Genomic DNA, 18813 nt, shown 5'->3' on the forward strand with positions numbered 1-18813 from the left:
GACAACCGACTCGCCGAACAAGGCTGGACCACCCGCACCAACGCCCGCGGCGAAACCGAATGGATCCCGCCCCCGCATCTGGATTACGGGCAACCAAGAACCAACACATTCCATCACCCCGAGAAGCTGCTTCGCGATGGAGACGACGACGAGGCGGCGTAGCTGACACGGTCCCAGCTCCGGAACTTTCGTTCCGCAGTAGCGTCGATCTCCGGAAAACGTCGGGGCTATGCGGCGACGGCGGCGCGCGAAAGCCACACCTGGCCTTGCGGCTGCGAGTACCCTCACAGCCACCGTATTAGCTCCGCAAAGAGGCGCCAGTGTCGTATGTCCTCGCAACGCCCGAGTTGTTGTTGAGCGCTGCTGAGGATTTGGCCGGGATCGGGGCCGCAGTCAACGCGGCGAACGCGGCGGCTGCGCACTCCACCACATCGCTGTTGGCCGCGGGCGCCGACGAGGTGTCGAGGTGCATTGCCGGGTTGTTCGGCGCGCAAGCCGTCGAATTCCAGGCGCTCACCGCACAAGCGGCGCAGTTGCACGAGAGATTCGTGCTCGCGTTGGCGGGGGACGCGAACACGTATCTGACCACCGAGATGGCGACGGCCCAGACGCTGTCGGTGCGCCAGCCTATCCCGGGAGCAGCGGCAGGCACGCGGATCACCGTTCCGGGCGCGGGACCGCTTTACTACCCACGGTTCCTCACTGAGCTGCCCTATCTGGGCCAGGTGCTGCTCCAGGGCGGGGTCGCGGGGCCCAGTTCGGTGTCATTCCTGCAGGGCTACGACCTGCTCAACCAGGCCATCGGGGAGAACTGGTTCCCCGGCACCACGGCTCAGGTGGTCAGCTACCCGGCCAGCATCGGCATCATCAGCGGTAGCCTGGCGGCCCCCGGCGTCAACCAGGCCGTCGCGATGGGACAGCAAGCGCTCAACGGCCAGATCATGACTGCGCTCGCCAGCGGTAACGGTTCACCGGTGCACATTGCGGCGCTGTCGGAGGGAACCGTCGTCGTCGACCGCGAGTTGGCTTATCTGGCAACCGATCCCACCGCTCCGCCGCCCCATTCCCTGCAGTTCGCCGTCTTCTCCAGCCCCGAGCTCGGCCTGGCGCACATCTACCTGCCGAACGGGATGACCGTGCCCGTGATCAACTACACGGCGCAGGGCCTGCCCAACACCCAGTACGACGTCAGCGTGGTGTTCGGCCAGTACGACTTCTTCGGCAATCCGCCCGACCGGCCCTGGGATCTGCCGGCAGTGGTCAACTGCTTCTTCGGTGGGCTCTACTACCACGACCCGACGGCACTCGCCTCGCTGTCCGAAGCGGTCGAAATATCCAGCACAACCACGTCCCTGGGCGGCACGGTCACCACCTACATGATTCCCTCGCCGACGCTCCCGATGTTGTTGCCGCTCGAGCAGATCGGTGTTCCGCAACCAATCGTGGGCGGCCTCAACTCGTGGCTGCAGCCGATCGTCAACGACGGCTACTCGTCCCTGACACCGAACGCGGGGCCCTACTTCTCCCAGGGAACACTGCAAGGCCTGCCCAGCCTGCCGGGGTGAGGTCGCAAACCTACCCGGCCAGCGCCGCCCGGATGCACACGGTGACATACGGCAATGCCAGGCCGTTGGCGTTGGCCAGCGCCGGATGGGTGGCCAGCAACTCGCGGACCTGGTCCAGCGTTTGGGTGCGGACCTCGGTCGGCGACGTGATGCAGTAGCTGCGCGACGCGACCAGGTCGATAAGGGCTTGCGGCGTCACGTAGTTCGTCCATTCGACCTGATGGCGCTCCGGCGCGGTGAAGGACTCGGACAGCGTCACGTCGAAGCGTCCCCGGTCGCCGTCGGAGCCGATGATCTCGCCGAGTTCGCGCACCCAGCCCAGCCGTTCGTCGCGGGTGTTCCACACCAGGCCGAGCCGCCCGCCCGGACGCAGCACGCGGGCCACCTCGGGAATCGCCCGCTCCGGATCCACCCAGTGCCAGGCCTGGGCGACCAGCACGGCGTCAACACTGTTGTCCTCCAACGGAATCTCTTCCGCCGTCCCCAGCAGGGCGCGGGTCTCCGGCAGCGAGCTGCGCAGCACTTCCAGCATGTCGGGAATCGGGTCGACGGCCACCACGTCCAGGCCGCGCTCCACCAGGCGGGTCGTCAGCTTGCCGGTGCCCGCGCCGAGGTCGAGCACCCGGCGCGCGCCGCGGGGCAACAGCCAGTCGATCGCCTCCGGCGGATAGGAGGGACGGCCTCGCTCGTAGGCAGCGGCCGCCGAGCCGAATGAGAGCGAGCGGTCCTGTCGGGATCGGGTCACTGTTTGTCCGCCAAATCGAGTGTCTCGCGGATCAACTCGCCGACGGCCTCCGACTCCACCAGGAAGCCGTCGTGCCCACAGAGGGAGTCGACGACGTGCAGCCCGGTGCAGCCGGGCAGCAGCTCGGCCAGCTCCTCCTGCAGGCGCAGCGGGTAGAGCCGGTCCGAGGTGATGCCGCCGACCACCACGGGCACCGGGCAGCCGCTCAGGGCCTTGCGCACCCCGCCGCGGCCCCGGCCGACATCATGACTGCTCAGCGCCTCGGTCAGGACGACATAGCTCCCCGCGTCGAAGCGCGACAACAGCTTGTCGCCCTGGTGCTCCAGGTAGCTCTGCACCGCGTAGCGGCCGCCGCCAAATGGGGGAACCGGGTCCTCGTCGCCCTGGGCGTCGTTGGCGAACCGGGTGTCGAGCTCGACCTCCCCGCGGTAGGTCAGATGCGCGAAGCGGCGGGCGATCGTCAGCCCGGCGTCGGGCTTGCGGCCGGTGTCGTGGTAGTCGCCGCCCTGCCAATTCGGGTCGGCCTTGATCGCCGCGACCTGCGTGGCCTGGGTGCCGATCTGGTCGGCGGTGGCGCGGGCGCCGACGGCCAGCAGCAGCCCGGCCCGCACCCGGTCGGGATGGCCGACGATCCACTCCAAAGCCCTTGCGCCGCCCATGGATCCGCCGACCACCGCGGCCACCCGGTCGATGCCCAGGGCGGCCAGCGCGGCAACGTCGGCCTGCACCTGGTCGCGCACTGAGATCAGCGGAAACCTTGAGCCCCAAGGCTTTCCGTCGCGGGCGAGCGAGCTCGGGCCGGTGGAGCCACGGCAACCGCCGAGCACGTTGGTGGCCACCGCGCACCAGCGATCGGTGTCGATCGGCGCGCCCGGCCCGGCCACGCCGTCCCACCAGCCGGGCGTGGGATGCCCGGCGCCGGCGGGGCCGGTGATGTGCGAGTCGCCGGTCAGCGCGTGCAGGACCACCACGACGTTGTCGCGCGTGGGCGACAACTCGCCCCAGCGCTGGATGGCGATGCACACGTCGTCGATCACGGCTCCGCTCTCGGTGGTCAGCGAGCCGATGTGGACGTACCCGACCTCGCCCTCGGCGGGCAGCGTCTGGGTTCCGACGTCAAAGATCGTCATGCCGGTGCCCTCAGAACGCCGCCACGGCCTGCGGGTCTGCCGCTCCATCGGCCCCGGCACCGAACTTGCGCGCCGCGGCGAAGCCCAGCTCCAGGTCGGCCAGGATGTCGTCGATGCCCTCGATGCCGACGGCCAGCCGCACCAACCCCGGCGTGACGCCGGTGGCCAGCTGCTCCTCCGGCGACAGTTGGGCGTGGGTGGTCGACGCCGGGTGAATCACCAGGGAGCGCACGTCGCCGATGTTGGCGACGTGGCTGTGCAGCTTCAGCGCGTTCACGAACGCCTTGCCGGCCTCGACCCCACCGGCCAGCTCGAACGCCAGCACGGCCCCGGTTCCCTTGGGCGCCAGCTTCTTTGCCCGCTCGTGCCACGGCGAGCTGCGCAGGCCCGCGTAGTTCACCGACAGCACGCCGTCATGGGCCTGCAGGAACTCGGCGACCCGCCGCGCGTTGGCGACGTGGCGTTCCATCCGCAGGCTCAGGGTTTCGATGCCCTGGGCGACCAGGAACGCATTGAACGGCGCAGCGGCCGACCCGAGGTCGCGCAGCAGTTGCACGCGCGCCTTGAGCGCGTACGCCGGCGGCCCGAGCTCGGCATACACCACGCCGTGGTAGCTGGGGTCGGGGGTGGTGAAGCCGGGGAAGCGGCCCTGCGTCCAGTCGAAGGTGCCGCCGTCGACGATGACGCCGGCGATCGCCGAGCCGTGCCCGCCGAGGTACTTGGTCGCCGAGTGCACCACGACGTCGGCGCCGTGGGAGAACGGCTGGATCAGGTAGGGCGTGGCGATGGTGTTGTCGACGATCAGCGGGACGCCGTTCGCGTGGGCGACCCCGGCGACCCCCGGGATGTCCAGCAAGTCGATCTTGGGGTTGGAGATGGTCTCGCCGAAGAACGCCTTGGTGTTCGGCCGGACCGCGGACTGCCACGAATCGAGGTCATCGGGGTCCTCGACGAAGCTGACCTCGATGCCGAGCTTGGCCAGCGAGTAGTGGAACAGGTTGTAGGTGCCGCCGTAGAGCCGCGGGCTGGAGACGATGTGATCCCCGGCACATGCGAGGTTCAATATGGCGAATGTCTCAGCCGCCTGTCCGGAGGACAGGAACAGCGCGGCCACGCCGGCTTCCAGCGCGGCGATGCGCTGCTCGACGACGTCGGTGGTCGGGTTGCCGATCCGCGTGTAGATGTTGCCCGGCACTTCCAGCCCGAACAGCGCCGCGGCGTGCGAGGTGTCGTCGAAGGTGTAGGACGTGGTCTGGTAGATCGGCAGGGCGCGGGCGTGGGTCGCCTGGTCCGGTTGCTGGCCGGCGTGCACCTGCTTGGTTTCGAAGGACCAATGCGCCGCCGGGTCGGCTTCGGCGCTGTTCGTGGCGTTGTCAGAGCTCACTTGACTGGAATGCTTTCTCTCGGGAGGGCATGAATCGGGTATCGGGGCGTTTGCGGCGATGGGTTAACGCCGGCACACGACGAGACGCGAAGGAGCTTGCTGAATGCGCATCACGTTTCCCCTCTAGTCAGGGGTCCGGTATGGCGGACCCGCGCTTGCCGCGCAGCCTGTGGCTACTAGACCTGGTCTTTCACCCGGGGCACCCCACCGCGGTTGGAGGGTTGCCGGCCAGCAAGCCGGGGCTTAGCGCTGGCGCTCATGACCGATGTGAAGCCTATCTCATCAGGCCGCGTGGATGCCAACGGAGCCGATCCGGTCGCCGTGGGTACTGCCGTCCAGCGTGCGGACCTGCAGGTCGACGCCCGTCCGAACACCCTTGATAACGTGGCAACCAGAACGCTGAGCAAGCATCGACAGCTGACATCGATATCTGACAACGACGCCGGGAGATGGACCGTGTGCGCCGAACAACCGACCGTCATCTACACGCTGACCGACGAGGCGCCGCTGCTGGCGACCTACGCTTTCCTGCCGATCTTGCGCGCCTTCGCCGAGCCGGCCGGCATCAAGATCGAGACCAGTGACATCTCCCTGGCCGCTCGGATCCTGGCCGAGTTCCCCGACCACCTGACCGAAGAGCAGCGGGTCGAAGACAACCTGGCGGAGCTGGGCGCGCTGACGAAGCTCCCCGACACCAACATCATCAAGCTGCCGAACATCAGCGCCTCGGTGCCCCAGCTGATCGCCGCGGTCAAGGAGCTGCAGGGTCAGGGATTCAAGATCCCAGACTTCCCGCAGAGCCCGAAGACCGACGAGGACAAGGAAATTCGCAACCGCTACGCCCGCTGCCTCGGCAGCGCGGTCAACCCGGTGCTGCGGCAGGGCAACTCGGACCGCCGCGCGCCGAAGGCCGTCAAGGAGTACGCGCGCAAGCATCCCCACAGCATGGGCAAGTGGTCGCCGGCCTCGCGCACTCACGTCGCGACCATGCGGCACGGCGACTTCTACCACGGCGAGAAGTCGATGACCCTGGACCGCGCGCGCAACGTGAAGATGGTGCTTCGGACCAAGAGTGGGGAGACCCTCGAGCTCAAACCGAAGGTGGAGCTGCGCGACGGCGACGTCATCGATTCCATGTTCATGAGCAAGAAGGCCCTGGTCGAGTTCTACGAGGAACAGATGCAGGACGCCTACGAGACCGGCGTGATGTTCTCGCTGCACGTCAAGGCGACGATGATGAAGGTGTCCCATCCCATCGTCTTCGGCCACGCCGTGAAGGTGTTCTACAAGGATGCGTTCGCCAAGCACCAGGCGCTCTTCGACGAGCTCGGCGTCAACGTCAACAACGGACTGATCGATCTCTACAACAAGATCGAGTCGCTGCCCGCGACGCAGCACGAGGAGATCATCCGCGACCTGCACGCCTGCCACGAGCACCGCCCCGAGCTCGCGATGGTCGATTCGGCCAAGGGCATCACCAACTTCCACTCGCCCAGCGACGTGATCGTGGATGCGTCGATGCCGGCGATGATCCGCGCCGGCGGCAAGATGTGGGGCGCCGACGGGCGGCAGAAGGACACCAAGGCCGTGAACCCCGAGTCGACCTTCTCGCGCATCTATCAGGAGATCATCAACTTCTGTAAGACGCACGGGCAGTTCGATCCGACCACGATGGGCACGGTGCCCAACGTCGGCCTGATGGCCCAGCAGGCCGAGGAGTACGGCTCGCACGACAAGACTTTCGAGGTCCCCGAGGACGGCGTCGCGGACATCGTCGACCTCGACACCGGGGAAGTCCTGCTCACCCAGAACGTGGAGGCGGGCGACATCTGGCGCATGCCGATCGTCACCGACGAAGCGATCCGCGACTGGGTCAAGCTGGCCGTCACCCGCGCGCGGAACTCGGGCATGACGGTGGTGTTCTGGCTGGACACCGAACGGCCGCACGAGGTCGAGCTGCGCAAGAAGGTGAAGCAGTACCTGAAGGAGCACGACACCGAGGGCCTGGAGATCCAGATCATGCCGCAGGTGTGGGCGATGAGGTACACGATCGAGCGCGCAATGCGCGGGCAGGACACCATCGCCGCCACCGGAAACATCCTGCGCGACTACCTCACCGACCTGTTCCCGATCCTGGAGCTCGGCACCAGCGCCAAGATGCTGTCCATCGTGCCGCTGATGTCAGGCGGCGGAATGTATGAAACCGGGGCGGGCGGCTCGGCGCCCAAGCACGTCCACCAACTGGTCGAGGAAAATCATCTGCGCTGGGATTCCCTCGGCGAGTTCCTCGCTCTGGGAGCGTGTTTCGAGGACATCGGGATCAAGACCGGCAACGAACGCGCCAAGATTCTGGGTGAGACGCTGGATGCGGCGATCGGCAAGCTGCTGGAGAACGACAAGAGTCCGTCGCGCAAGACCGGCGAACTCGACAACCGCGGCAGCCAGTTCTACCTCGCGCTGTACTGGGCCGAGCAACTTGGCGCGCAAACCGAGGACGACGAGCTGCGCGAGCACTTCGCCGCGCTGGCCGACTCGCTGAGCCGCAACGAGGACGCCATCGTGGCCGAGCTCGCGGAAGCGCAGGGCGGGGCCGTGGACATCGGCGGCTACTATCGCCCGGACACCGAGAAGCTGACTGCAGTCATGCGGCCGAGCAAAACGTTCAACAAAGCGCTGGCAGCTTCGCAAGGCTGAGAAAGTCGAGCTCGATATGACAGGCGAAGGCAAGATCAAGGTCAAGGGCCCGGTCGTCGAGCTCGACGGCGACGAGATGACGCGCGTCATCTGGAAGCTCATCAAGGACATGCTGATCCTGCCGCACCTGGACATCAACCTGGAGTACTACGACCTGGGGATCGAACACCGCGACCGCACCGACGACCAGGTCACGATCGACGCGGCGTACGCGATCAAGAGGCACGGCGTGGGCGTCAAGTGCGCAACCATCACCCCCGACGAGGCGCGAGTCCACGAATTCAACCTCAAGAAGATGTGGCTGTCGCCCAACGGGACGATCCGGAACATCTTGGGCGGCACCATCTTCCGCGAGCCGATCGTGATCTCGAACGTGCCGCGCCTGGTGCCGGGCTGGACCAAGCCGATCGTCATCGGCCGGCACGCTTTCGGCGACCAGTACCGGGCGACGAACTTCAAGGTGGACAAGCCGGGCACCGTCACCCTGACCTTCACGCCCGCCGACGGCAGCGAGCCCATGGTGCACGAGGTGGTGTCCATCCCCGAGGACGGCGGCGTCGTGATGGGGATGTACAACTTCAAGGACTCGATCCGTGATTTCGCGCGCGCCTCGTTCGCCTACGGCCTGAACGCCAAGTGGCCGGTGTACCTGTCCACCAAGAACACCATCCTCAAGGCCTACGACGGCATGTTCAAAGACGAGTTCCAGCGCATCTACGACGAGGAATTCAAGGACAAGTTCGAAGCGGAGGGGCTGACCTACGAGCACCGGCTCATCGACGATATGGTCGCGGCCTGCCTGAAGTGGGAGGGCGGCTACGTCTGGGCCTGCAAGAACTACGACGGCGACGTGCAGTCCGACACCGTCGCGCAGGGCTACGGCTCGCTGGGGTTGATGACGTCGGTGCTGATGACCGCCGACGGCAGGACGGTCGAGGCCGAGGCCGCGCACGGCACCGTCACGCGCCACTTCCGGCAGTACCAGGCCGGCAAGCCGACCTCGACCAACCCGATCGCGTCGATCTTCGCCTGGACCCGGGGACTGCAGCACCGCGGCAAGCTGGACAACACCCCCGAGGTCATCGAGTTCGCCCAGAAGCTGGAAGAGGTCGTCATCGCCACCGTCGAGGGCGGCAAGATGACCAAGGACCTCGCCATCCTGATCGGCCCCGAGCAGGAATGGCAGCAAAGCGAGGAGTTCCTGAACTCCATCGCCGAGAACCTGGAGAAGGCCCTAGCCGGTTGATTCCCCCCGGTTCGGGGCCGGGCAGCATTCCTCGATGAACTCGGTGATCACCCGGGTGATCCGCTCGGGCGCCTCGAACATCGGCACGTGCCCGACGCCGTCGAGTTTGGTGACCTGGTGACTGTCCCTGGGCAGCTGGCTGGTGAAGTGCCGGCTGAACCTGGGCGCGGGCAGGATCCGGTCCTTCTCGCAGATCACCAGATGGGCCGGGACGGCGTTCTGGGCGACCTCCCGCAGGCCGTGCAGCAGCGTGGCCTTGACCAGCAGCTGGAAGTAGGCGGGGCAGTGCCTGACGTCGTCGATGATGGCCGACAGCTGGCGCTCGCTGACGCCGTCGGGTTTGGCGCTGATCGCGTAGGTCGCCAATTGCCGGCTGAACGGCAGGTGCAGCACGCGCGGCCCGAACGCCCAGGCGAGCAGCAACAGCGGGATGCCCAGGATGAACTTGAAAATGACCTCGAACTTCGCCGGGGTCCAGCGCGTCCAGCCGCCGGCCGGGGCGATGCCGGTGACGCTGCGCGCCCGGCCGCGCCGCTCCAGCTCGAAGGCCACCCAGCCGCCCAGCGAGTTGCCGACGATATGGGCGGTTTCCCAGCCCAGCTCGTCCATCTGGCGCTCCACGTGGTCGGCGAGGACCTCCGACGACAGGAACCAGGTCCCGGCCTTGGGGCCGCCGTTGTGGCCGGCCATCGTCGGGGCGAAGACCTCGTAGCGGCCGGTGTCGGCCAGCTGCCGCGCCACGTCGTCCCACACCGCCTGCGACAGCAGGAACGGGTGCAGCAGCAGGACCGGCTCCCCGGAACCGAGATGGATCGGCGAACGATTCCCCATATCCCCGACAGTAATGGCGGTACCGGCGGTACTGCAAACAAGGGCGGGTGCGCGCGTGAAAAGATCGGGAGACCATGAGCATCGCCACCGGATCCCGCCGGATTTTCTCCGGCGTGCAACCCACGTCCGACTCGCTTCATCTCGGTAACGCGCTGGGCGCCGTCACCCAGTGGGTCGCGCTGCAAGACGATCACGACTCGTTCTTCTGCGTCGTCGACCTGCACGCCATCACCGTCCCGCAGGACCCCGAGGCGCTGCGGCGCCGGACCCTGGTCACGGCCGCCCAGTACCTCGCGCTGGGCATCGACCCGGGCCGCAGCACCGTCTTCGTGCAGAGCCAGGTGCCCGCCCACACCCAGCTGGCGTGGGTGCTCGGATGCTTCACCGGCTTCGGCCAGGCGTCGCGGATGACGCAGTTCAAGGACAAGTCGGCGCGCCAGGGCAGCGACGCGACCACCGTCGGGCTGTTCACCTATCCGGTGCTGCAGGCCGCCGACGTGCTGGCCTACGACAGCGACCTGGTGCCGGTGGGCGAGGACCAGCGCCAGCACCTCGAGCTGGCCCGCGACATCGCGCAGCGGTTCAACGGCCGCTTCCCGGATACGTTCGTGGTTCCCGACGTGCTCATCCCCAAGGCGACCGCCAAGATCTACGACCTGCAGCTGCCGACCGCGAAGATGAGCAAATCGGCGTCCACCGACGCGGGGCTGATCAACCTGCTCGACGATCCGGCGTTGTCGGCCAAGAAGATTCGTTCCGCCGTCACCGACAGTGAGCGCGAGATCCGGTACGACACCGACGCCAAGCCGGGGGTGTCGAACCTGCTCACGATCCAATCCGCCGTCACCGGGGTGGGCATCGAGAAGCTGGTCGACGGCTACGCCGGGCGCGGTTACGGCGACCTGAAGAAGGACACCGCCGACGCCGTCGTCGAGTTCGTGAGCCCGATCAAGGCGCGCGTCGACGAATTGCTGGCCGACCGCGCCGAATTGGAGTCGGTGCTCGCGGCCGGGGCCGAGCGCGCCGAGGATGTCGCCGGGAAAACCGTTCGGCGGGTTTACGATCGGTTAGGTTTCCTTCCGCAACGGGGATAGGTCTCATCATGAGCGAGCCGGCCAAGCCCGGGGTCCTGGATCGGCTGCGGGCGCGGTTCGGCTGGTTCGACCACGTCATGCGGGCTTATGAGCGCTTCGACGAGCGCAACGGCGGCTTCTACGCGGCCGGCCTCTCGTACTACACGATCTTCGCGCTATTCCCGTTGCTGATGGTCGGTTTCGCGGCATTCGGCTTCGTGCTGGCGACCCGGCGTCAGCTGCTGAGCACGATCGACGACCACATCCGGTCCGCGGTGTCCGGCGCGCTGTCGCAGCAGCTCGTGGACCTGATGAATTCGGCGATCGACGCGCGGACCTCCGTGGGCGTCATCGGACTGGTGACCGCCGCCTGGGCGGGGTTGGGGTGGATCTCCCATCTGCGGGGGGCGATCACCGAGATGTGGTGGGATCGGCGCATCGAGTCGCCCGGCTTTGTGCGCAACAAACTTTCGGATCTGCTGGCGATGCTGGGCACCTTCGCGGTGACCGTGGCCACCATCGCCATCACCACCCTCGGCCACCAGGCGCCGCTGGCCGCCCTGCTGAAATGGCTCAAGATTCCGCATGTTTCGGTGTTCGACTGGCTGTTCTGGCTCGTCTCGATATTGGTGGCGGTGCTGGTGTCGTGGCTGCTGTTCACCTGGATGATCGCCCGGCTGCCGCGACAGAAGGTCAGCGTCGTGGACTCGGCGCGGGCCGGGCTGCTGGCGGCGGTCGGCTTCGAACTGTTCAAGCAGGTGGCATCGGTGTATCTGCGGGTGGTGTTGCGCAGCCCGGCGGGCGCCACCTTCGGGCCGGTGCTGGGGCTGATGGTGTTCTCCTACATCACCGCGTATCTGGTGCTGTTCGCCGCGGCCTGGGCCGCCACCGCGTCGACCGACCCGCGGGCCAGGCCCGTCGAACCGCCGCCGCCGGCGATCATCGCCCCGCGCGTGGTGGACGAGGGACTCAGCGCGCGCCAGACCCTGACCGCGATGGGCGTGGGCGCCGCTGGGGTGCTGGCGTTTTCGCGCGTGGCCCGGTGGCTTCGCTAGCCCCGCGGGCTCACGGGCCGAGCGTCCTGCCGACGGCCACGATGACGGCGGCCACGAAGATCACCGCGGTCAGCGCGACGTTGCGCGGTTCACGCAGGTAAGCGTGCGAGCCGATGGCGCCCACCATGACGATCGCGAACCCGGCGGCGGCCAGCGGGGTGAGGAACGCGGCGACACCCAGCAGCCGGGGCAGCAGAATGCCTATGACGCCCAGCAATTCGCACAGCGCGGTGACGCGGATCACCGGCAGCGGGAACGGCGCGACCCCGGTCTGGCCGCTGGCGATGAGCCGGTCCTTGGGCCGGCTGATCTTCGCCAGGCCGGACGCGGTGAACACCGCGGCGAGCGCTGCCTGCAGCGTCCATAGCAACACGTTCATCATGACCTCCTTGTCGTTGACGGCGACTCAGAGGTATGACGCGATGGCCGCCCTAGATGTGACGCCACTCGCCGCGGACCATGACGGCACTGACTTCCAAAGAGCCGTCCAGCACAACCAGATTGGCGTCGTAACCGACCCGCAGGCTGCCCACCCCGTCGAGCCCCAGCGCCCGGGCCGGCGTGGTGGCGGTCATCCGCGCGGCGGCCTCGAGCCCCGCGTCTCCCGCGTCTGAGGCCACGGTGCGGAAGATCCGGTCCATCGTGGCGGTGCCGCCGGCGATCGTCGACGTGCCCCGCACCCGCGCCACACCGGATTCGACGTCGATCGGCACCCCACCGAGCCGAAAGGCCCCGTCGGTGCGGCCGGCCGCCGCGATCGCGTCGGTCACCAGGGCGACCCGGTCGGGCCCCGCGGCTTGGATCACCGCCCGCGCCACCTCCGGGTGCACGTGCACGCCGTCGGCGATGAGCTCGACGGTCACCCCCGGCTCCTGCAGCAGAGCGAGCGCGGGCCCCGGCTCGCGGTGGTGCAGCGGCGGCATCGCATTGAACAGGTGGGTGCCGACCGTGGCGCCCGCGGCGATGGCCCGTTTCGCCTGCTCGTAGGTCGCATCGGTATGGCCCAGGGCCACAACGACATTCGCGTCAAGGAAGCGCCGGATCGCGTCGTCGGATCCGGGCAGTTCGGGCGCCAACGTCACCATCCGGATCGCCCCGCCCCCCGCGGCCAGCACGGCGTCGATCTCGGCGGGATCGGGGTCGCGCATCCGGGCGGGGTCGTGCGCGCCGCAGCGCGCCCGGCTCAGCCACGGCCCCTCCAGGTGGATGCCCGCGACCGTGCCCCGCCGGGTGGCCGCGGCGAGCGCATCCACGCCGGCGATCAGCTCGTCCGGCGCCGCGGTGACCAGGCTGGCCAGCGTCGTGGTGGTGCCGTGCCGCAGGTGGAAGCCGGCGGCGGCGCCGGCGCCGGCGGGATCGGTGTAGGACGCCCCACCGCCGCCGTGCACATGCATGTCGATAAAGCCCGGAACCACAAGGCAATCCGGGAAATCGTCGTCGGCCGGCCGCGGCGGCGGCCCGGCCCCGCGGTCCCGGATCCGCCCGCCGGAAAACTCCAGCCAGCCCGGCCGGTCGACCCGATCGTCGAGGACCACGGCGCCCGCGGCGATCAATCGCACCGGTTCTCCCAGTGCCCGCCGTTTTCCCAGAACTTGCTGATCTCCTCGAGCTGGCGGCCCTTGGTCTCGGGGGCGAACCGGTAGACGAAGCCGAACGCGACCACCGCGAGCGCCGCGAACACCGCGAAAGTTGCCGCGCCGCCGAGGGAATGCAGCATCGTCAGGAACACGGCGGCCACGATCGCGTTGGCGACCAGGTTGGAGGTGAGCATCGCGCTCGACCCGATCGACCGCAGCCTTGACGGGAAACTCTCGCTGGCGTACACCCAGCCCAGCGACCCGAAACCCGCGGTGTAGCCGAAGATGAACAGCAGCACACCGGCGAACCCGAAAACCAGCCCCGCGCCGCCGAGGCGGCCGTGGGCGAACACGGCCAGCAGCACGATGTCGGCGACGATCATCATCGCGATGCCGCACAACAGGATCGGGCGCCGGCCCACGCGGTCGACGAGCAGCAGCGCGGTGCACACGGCCGCCACACCGGCGACCTGAACCAGCGCCGGCAACCCCAGCAGCGCGAAATTGCCGGTGAAACCCATGGCCTCGAAGATGCGGGGGCTGTAGTAGATGATCGCGTTGATGCCGGTGATCTGGATCAGGAACCCCAGCGTGACCACGAAGGCGGTGGCCCGCAGGTACGGCTTGCGCAGCATCTCGGAGACGCCGCCGCTACCCTCGGTCAGGGCGCGGGAGATCTCGGCCAGCTCCTCGTCGGCGCGCGCGTCCGGCTCGATGCGCAGCAGGGCCCGGCGGGCGTCGTCGGCGCGGCCCTTCAGCAGGTACCACCGGGCGGTGTCGGGCATCCGGATCAGCATGGGCAGCAACACGATTGCGGGCACCGCGGCCAGCCCGAGCATCCACCGCCAGCTGTGGGTGCCGGCCAGCAGGTAACCGGTCAGGTAGCCGACGATCAGCGCGCTGACGATCGCCAGCTGATAGGCCGTCAACAGCGAGCCGCGCACCGCCGCCGGGGACGATTCCGCCACGTAGACCGGGACCACCACCACCGTCACGCCGATGGTCAGCCCGAGCAGGAAGCGCGCCGCCAACAGCATCGGCAGCGAGACCGAGAACGCGGCCAGCACCGCGAAAAGCGCGTAGCTGACGGCGATCAGCACCATCGACTTCTTGCGTCCGATGGCATTCGCGAGCACGCCGGCACCGAGCGCCCCGGCGATCTGTCCGATCACCACCATCGTCGTCAGCAGTTCCTGTTGCCGGGTGGACAGGCCGAAGTCCTCGGTGACGAACAGCTGCGCGGCGGCGATGATCGACAGGTCGTAGCCGTAGATGACGCCCACGGCGGCGGCGGTGAGCCCGACCCGCAGGCCCCGCTGCGATGCGCGCGGCGACTCGCCGCCGGTCAGTTGACCGGCGCCCGGCCGCGCAGCAGCTCGATGACCCGGTCGGGGTCGTCGGGCGTAATGCAGGGCCTTACTAGGCGGCCGATGTCAAGGATGAGCAGCATCCGTTTGCCGGGGCGGTGGATGTCCAGCGGGAACCAGTAGCGGGGGTCGGCCGTCCCCCAGAGGCGGCCCTTGCCGGAAAGCCAGGTCATGAGCTTCGTCTGGATCTGCCGGATTTGCGCGTAGGCGATCCGCTTCGGCCCGGTCCAAGGGAAGTAGTAGCGGCGGATGGTGATTCCGTCCTCGTCGAGCCGGAGGCCGGCGTCTTCGTACAGGGCTTTACTCACCTGCACGACGCTGCCACAGCGAAATCGGGGCGGTCAACGGTGTTGCGGTCGGCGGTTCAGCGAGCGTGCGACCATGATCAAACTAAACACGATGATCGTGCCGATCACCGCGACGCCCACCCGCACCGGCAGCGCGTCCGCCGACGGCATGAACCCGGCGGCCTGCGCGCCGGCGCCCGGCCGGTCGGCGGCGCCGTCGTGGCGGGTCGGCAGCAGCGAGGGATCGGGCTCGATCAGCGTGCCGACCTGGGTGCCCCGCGGCGTGGAAAACCCGTAGTCCAGCAGGTGCGCCGCCTGTTCCCACGGCGCGATCGGCTGCCGGGTCCCGTGCAGCAGCACCGCCATCAGCCGTCGCCCGTCGTGGTTGGCCGCGCCCACGAAGGTCTGGCCCGCGTCGTCGGTGTAGCCGGTCTTGCCGCCCATGGCGCCGGGATACTTGTACAGCAGCTGGTTGTCGTTTTCCAGCTCGTAGCCGGGGTGGTCGCCGTGGCCGGGGAAGTCGAAGGTCCGCGTCGCGACGATGTCGGCGAAGGTGGGGTTCTGCCAGGCGTAGCGGTAGAACAGCCCGATGTCGTAGGCCGACGTGCTCATGCCGGGCCCGTCCAGCCCGGACGGGGTCGCGACCCGGGTGTCGCGGCCGCCGAGCTTGGCGGCCAGCACGTTGATCTTGTCCAACGCCTGCTGCATGCCGCCGAGTTGCATGGCCAGCGCGTGGGCGGCGTCGTTGCCGGAGTGCATCAACAGGCCGTGCAGCAACTGGTTGACGGTGAACACGCCGCCGTCGGTCACGCCGACCTTGGTGCCCTCGGCCGCCGCGTCGTCGGCGGTGCCCGGGACGGACTTGTTGAGGGGCAACGCGTTGATCGAGGCCATCGCGACCAGCACCTTGATGATGCTGGCCGGGCGGTGCCGTCCGTGCGGGTCCTTGGCGGCGATGACCGCGCCGCTGTCCAGGTCCGCCACCAGCCACGCGTCGGCGGACACGTCGCCGGGCAGCGGCGCCGTGTCGGGCGCCGCGACGACGCCGCAGCTGCCCAGCGCCTCGCCGCCGACCGGCTTGGGTGGCACCGCCAGCGGCATCGGCGGGTCGCCGGCGGCCGGGGCCTCCGACGAATCCACCGCGGGCGGGGTGTTCACCTGATACGGGCAGTTGCCCGGGCCGGCGTTGGGGCCGGGGGGCGGTTCGGCGAACGCCGGCGCGGCGAGCGCCGCAGGCGCGGCCGCCATCAAAACCGCAGCAACCAGGCACGACGCTCGGCGTAAGAGGTTCATTGTGTGTGCAGACTAGGCGATCCGGCGCCCGATTCCCGGGAGCCGCGCTGTGACTGGTGGGGCGGATGTTACCAATCCCCCGGACGAGCCGCCCTCGCGGCGAACCACTACGCTGTCATGCGGTCGGCTTGACCACCTCCACCGAAGGGTCTGCCCATTGGGGAACAACCGAATTTTCTCGAAGTGGCGGCGCGACGGTGACGGCCCGCGCTCGCTGGAACAACTGATCAAGCAGGTCGAGAAGGGCACCCAGGTCCGGCACTCCCGGCTCGACGGGGTGTTGACCGAGCTGAAGCAGCATCGCGATGCCGCGCCGGACGGCGACCTGCGGTCGGCGCTCACCTGGCTCTGCAACGCGCAGACGCGGATGGCGGGCAATCCGAGCACCGCGCACTCGCGCGAGGTGTTGCTGGCCGCGTACGAGGTCAACCGGATCCTCGCTACAGCCGCCGAGACTCCTCGCTGAGCACGCCGCGCAGGGCGGCCTCGATGACGTCGAACTCGGCCCGGCCGCTGATCAGCGGCGGCGCCAGCTGGACGACGGAATCCCCGCGGTCGTCGGTGCGGCAGTACAACCCGGCCTCGAAGAGCGCCGAGGACACCCGGCCCAGCAGCGGCCCGCGTTCGTCGTCGGTGAAGGTCTGCCTGGTCGCCTGGTCCTTGACCAGTTCGACGCTGTAGAAATACCCCTCGCCGCGCACGTCGCCGACGATGGGCAGGTCGTAGAGCTTCTCCAGCGTGGCCCGGAAGGCCGGCGCGTGGTGTTTGACGCGCTCGCCCAGCCCTTCGCGCTCGAAGATGTCGAGGTTGGCCAGCGCCACCGCGGCCGACACCGGGTGGCCGCCGAACGTATAGCCGTGCGGGAACATGGTTTTGCCGTCGTTGAAGGGCTCGAACAGCCGCTCGCGCGCGATCATCGCCCCCAGCGGCGCGTAGCCCGACGTCAGGCCCTTGGCGCAGGTGATCATGTCGGGCACGTACCCGAAGTCGGTACAGGCGAACATCGAGCCGATCCGGCCGAACGCGCAGATCACCTCGTCGGAGACCAGCAGCACGTCGTAAAAGTCGCAGATCTCGCGCACCCGCTCGAAATAGCCCGGGGGAGGCGGGATCGAGCCGCCCGCGTTCTGCACGGGCTCCAGAAACACCGCGGCGACGGTGTCGGGTCCCTCGAACTCGATCGCCTCGGCGATGCGGTCGGCGGCCCATCGCCCAAACCCTTTGGGGTCGTTGGTGAATGGCTCGGGCGCGCGGTAGAGGTTCGTGTTGGGCACCCGAAAGCCGCCCGGGGTCACCGGCTCGAACGGCGCCTTGTAGCGCGGCAGCCCGGTGATCGCCAAAGCCCCCTGCGTGGTGCCGTGGTAGGCGACCGAGCGCGAAATCACCTTGTGCTTGCCGGGTTTGCCGGTGAGCTTGAAGTACTGCTTGGCCACCTTCCACGCCGTCTCGACGGCCTCGGTGCCGCCGCTGGTGAAGAAGACCCGGTTGAGGTCGGCGGGCGCATATCGGGCGAGCCGCTCGGCGAGCTCGATGGCGGATGGGTGCGCGTACCCCCACAGCGGGAAGTACGCCAGCGTGCCGGCCTGCCGGGCGGCGACCTCGGCGAGTTCGGCGCGGCCGTGGCCGACCTGCACCGTGAACAGCCCCGACAGCCCGTCGAGGTAGCCGCGGCCGCGGTCGTCGAAGATCCTGACCCCCTCGCCGCGGGTGATGACCGGCGGCGTGATGCCGGGGCCGTGCCGGGCGAAGTGCAGCCACAGGTTGTCGGTCATCTTGTCCGTGAGCGTAGCTCCCGGTTGTCCGGCAGCACTTGTGCGGCGGGCCTGAAGTGGTGTGATGTACCGATGGGGCTACCCTGCGCGCGAGTGGGATCTCCCTCGCCATGACGCTGCCGCAGTCACCGGATCCTGGGCAGGGCTCATATCCACCGCCGTACCCCTACCCGGGGGCGCCCGGGTATCCGCCGCGGCGCACAACCAGCGGCTGGGCGATCGCGGCGTTCGCGCTCGGCCTGCTGGCCTGTGTGCCGCTCGGCGCGGTCTTCGGGATCGTCGCACTCGTCAAAACCCGTGGGGGCCGACAGTCGGGTCGCGGGCTGGCGATTGCCGGGCTGGTGATCTCAGCGGTATGGCTGCTGGTGGGGGGCATTGCCCTTTTCCGGATGACCAACGGACTCTTGGTAACCGGAACGGTCGACTCGTCGCCACTGGTGAGGGTCGGTGAGTGCTTCAATCCGGACATCAATAGCCGTGTCGACTGCGGTCAACCGCATTCCGACGAGGTCTTCGCGATCCTCAGCCTGTCCCACTTTCCCAACGCCGACGACTCTCAGACCCTGAAGGACCGCTGCCGCGCCGAGTTGCGGAAGTATTCGCCGTCGGCGAGCCGCGACCCCGGGGTGCAGGTGGTCACGTGGGGCCCGGGCACGGATTGGAAGTACATGAACAATCACACGACAGCGTGCGCTGCGCATTTCACTCCCGATCGGGTGGGGTCGATCAGGAAGTGAACTCGGCAGCGGTTCCGCTGCGAAGCCCGGTAGCTGCGGGCGCGCCGCTACGCTCGA

General features: G+C 68.4%; 17 protein-coding genes, 1 pseudogene and 1 riboswitch. Of the genes and pseudogenes, 8 read left to right on the plus strand and 10 right to left on the minus strand.

Annotation, left to right across the window (positions count from 1 at the left end; translation table 11 throughout):
* A pseudogene (locus A5696_RS29165) lies at positions 1–162 on the plus strand (hypothetical protein); the annotation flags it as partial.
* Positions 163–320: 158 nt separating this feature from the next.
* Positions 321–1565: a PE-PPE domain-containing protein gene (locus A5696_RS11755; protein ID WP_082968996.1), complete on the plus strand. Its 1245-nt coding sequence runs from the start codon at positions 321–323 to the stop codon at positions 1563–1565.
* Between the two features lie 10 nt (positions 1566–1575).
* Here the strand turns inward: A5696_RS11755 and A5696_RS11760 are convergent, their stop codons facing one another.
* Genes A5696_RS11760 through A5696_RS11770 form a run of 3 tightly spaced genes read right to left on the minus strand, consistent with a single transcriptional unit; the run spans position 1576 to position 4824 of the window.
* On the minus strand, positions 1576–2310 hold the full coding sequence (locus A5696_RS11760; RefSeq protein WP_067878211.1) for a class I SAM-dependent methyltransferase: 735 nt from the start codon (positions 2308–2310) through the stop codon (positions 1576–1578).
* Positions 2307–3440 (minus strand): homoserine O-acetyltransferase, encoded by a 1134-nt coding sequence (locus A5696_RS11765; RefSeq protein WP_067878304.1) that lies wholly within the window; start codon positions 3438–3440, stop codon positions 2307–2309. Before A5696_RS11765 ends, A5696_RS11760 begins: the two co-directional genes overlap by 4 nt.
* A 10-nt stretch (positions 3441–3450) precedes the next feature.
* On the minus strand, positions 3451–4824 hold the full coding sequence (locus A5696_RS11770) for a bifunctional o-acetylhomoserine/o-acetylserine sulfhydrylase (RefSeq protein ID WP_067878215.1): 1374 nt from the start codon (positions 4822–4824) through the stop codon (positions 3451–3453).
* Positions 4825–4970: 146 nt separating this feature from the next.
* A riboswitch (SAM riboswitch) is annotated at positions 4971–5088 on the minus strand.
* A gap of 192 nt (positions 5089–5280) precedes the next feature.
* Between A5696_RS11770 and A5696_RS11775 the strand changes: the two genes are divergently transcribed.
* A complete protein-coding gene (locus A5696_RS11775; protein ID WP_067878218.1) occupies positions 5281–7518 on the plus strand; it encodes an NADP-dependent isocitrate dehydrogenase in 2238 nt (745 codons plus the stop codon).
* A 16-nt stretch (positions 7519–7534) separates the two neighbouring features.
* Entirely contained in the window at positions 7535–8764 is a 1230-nt protein-coding gene (locus A5696_RS11780) for an NADP-dependent isocitrate dehydrogenase (RefSeq protein WP_067878221.1), read from the plus strand.
* Here A5696_RS11780 and A5696_RS11785 read toward each other — a convergent pair.
* On the minus strand, positions 8753–9595 hold the full coding sequence (locus A5696_RS11785) for an alpha/beta fold hydrolase (RefSeq protein ID WP_082956389.1): 843 nt from the start codon (positions 9593–9595) through the stop codon (positions 8753–8755). The genes A5696_RS11780 and A5696_RS11785 overlap by 12 nt on opposite strands.
* A 74-nt stretch (positions 9596–9669) precedes the next feature.
* On the opposite strand from A5696_RS11785, the gene trpS reads away from it, so the two are divergent.
* Together trpS and yhjD are read left to right on the plus strand one after the other, a co-directional pair.
* The gene (gene trpS / locus A5696_RS11790) at positions 9670–10689 is read left to right on the plus strand and encodes a tryptophan--tRNA ligase (protein WP_067878225.1); all 1020 of its coding nucleotides are present in this window, start codon (positions 9670–9672) and stop codon (positions 10687–10689) included.
* Between the two features lie 8 nt (positions 10690–10697).
* The gene (yhjD, locus tag A5696_RS11795) at positions 10698–11723 is read left to right on the plus strand and encodes an inner membrane protein YhjD (protein WP_067878228.1); all 1026 of its coding nucleotides are present in this window, start codon (positions 10698–10700) and stop codon (positions 11721–11723) included.
* Positions 11724–11733: 10 nt separating this feature from the next.
* On the opposite strand, the gene A5696_RS11800 is transcribed toward yhjD, so the two are convergent.
* From A5696_RS11800 to A5696_RS11820, 5 genes are read right to left on the minus strand one after another with little or no spacing between them, the layout of a single operon-like run.
* Positions 11734–12102 carry a DoxX family protein gene (locus A5696_RS11800; RefSeq protein WP_067878311.1) on the minus strand — a complete coding sequence of 123 codons (369 nt, stop codon included), beginning with the start codon at positions 12100–12102 and terminating at the stop codon, positions 11734–11736.
* A 52-nt stretch (positions 12103–12154) separates the two neighbouring features.
* Entirely contained in the window at positions 12155–13282 is a 1128-nt protein-coding gene (gene nagA, locus A5696_RS11805; RefSeq protein WP_067878231.1) for an N-acetylglucosamine-6-phosphate deacetylase, read from the minus strand.
* On the minus strand, positions 13273–14649 hold the full coding sequence (locus A5696_RS11810; protein ID WP_067878234.1) for a sugar porter family MFS transporter: 1377 nt from the start codon (positions 14647–14649) through the stop codon (positions 13273–13275). Before A5696_RS11810 ends, nagA begins: the two co-directional genes overlap by 10 nt.
* Positions 14646–14975, minus strand: a complete 330-nt coding sequence (locus A5696_RS11815) for a hypothetical protein (RefSeq protein WP_067878315.1) — start codon at positions 14973–14975, stop codon at positions 14646–14648. Before A5696_RS11815 ends, A5696_RS11810 begins: the two co-directional genes overlap by 4 nt.
* A gap of 33 nt (positions 14976–15008) precedes the next feature.
* Positions 15009–16247 (minus strand): D-alanyl-D-alanine carboxypeptidase family protein, encoded by a 1239-nt coding sequence (locus A5696_RS11820; protein WP_067878237.1) that lies wholly within the window; start codon positions 16245–16247, stop codon positions 15009–15011.
* A gap of 214 nt (positions 16248–16461) precedes the next feature.
* Here A5696_RS11820 and A5696_RS11825 point away from each other — a divergent pair, with 214 nt between their 5' ends.
* Positions 16462–16713, plus strand: coding sequence for a hypothetical protein (locus tag A5696_RS11825; RefSeq protein ID WP_082956395.1), 252 nt, complete (start codon positions 16462–16464; stop codon positions 16711–16713).
* Here A5696_RS11825 and A5696_RS11830 read toward each other — a convergent pair.
* Positions 16688–18019, minus strand: a complete 1332-nt coding sequence (locus A5696_RS11830; RefSeq protein ID WP_067878240.1) for an aspartate aminotransferase family protein — start codon at positions 18017–18019, stop codon at positions 16688–16690. The genes A5696_RS11825 and A5696_RS11830 overlap by 26 nt on opposite strands.
* Positions 18020–18129: 110 nt before the next feature.
* On the opposite strand from A5696_RS11830, the gene A5696_RS11835 reads away from it, so the two are divergent.
* On the plus strand, positions 18130–18756 hold the full coding sequence (locus A5696_RS11835; RefSeq protein WP_067878243.1) for a DUF4190 domain-containing protein: 627 nt from the start codon (positions 18130–18132) through the stop codon (positions 18754–18756).
* The last annotated feature ends 57 nt before the right edge of the window (positions 18757–18813 follow it).

This window comes from Mycobacterium sp. E2699 (assembly GCF_001666745.1).
Lineage (GTDB): Bacteria > Actinomycetota > Actinomycetes > Mycobacteriales > Mycobacteriaceae > Mycobacterium.

Bases quoted from the DNA above. Each gene is read 5' to 3' on its own strand.
- trpS (WP_067878225.1), top strand. From the start codon at position 9,670: ATGAGCATCGCCACCGGATCCCGCCGGATTTTCTCCGGCGTGCAACCC.
- A5696_RS11830 (WP_067878240.1), bottom strand. From the start codon at position 18,019: ATGACCGACAACCTGTGGCTGCACTTCGCCCGGCACGGCCCCGGCATC.
- A5696_RS11785 (WP_082956389.1), bottom strand. From the start codon at position 9,595: ATGGGGAATCGTTCGCCGATCCATCTCGGTTCCGGGGAGCCGGTCCTG.
- A5696_RS11765 (WP_067878304.1), bottom strand. From the start codon at position 3,440: ATGACGATCTTTGACGTCGGAACCCAGACGCTGCCCGCCGAGGGCGAG.
- A5696_RS11800 (WP_067878311.1), bottom strand. From the start codon at position 12,102: ATGAACGTGTTGCTATGGACGCTGCAGGCAGCGCTCGCCGCGGTGTTC.
- A5696_RS11780 (WP_067878221.1), top strand. From the start codon at position 7,535: ATGACAGGCGAAGGCAAGATCAAGGTCAAGGGCCCGGTCGTCGAGCTC.
- A5696_RS11820 (WP_067878237.1), bottom strand. From the start codon at position 16,247: ATGAACCTCTTACGCCGAGCGTCGTGCCTGGTTGCTGCGGTTTTGATG.
- A5696_RS11835 (WP_067878243.1), top strand. From the start codon at position 18,130: ATGACGCTGCCGCAGTCACCGGATCCTGGGCAGGGCTCATATCCACCG.
- yhjD (WP_067878228.1), top strand. From the start codon at position 10,698: ATGAGCGAGCCGGCCAAGCCCGGGGTCCTGGATCGGCTGCGGGCGCGG.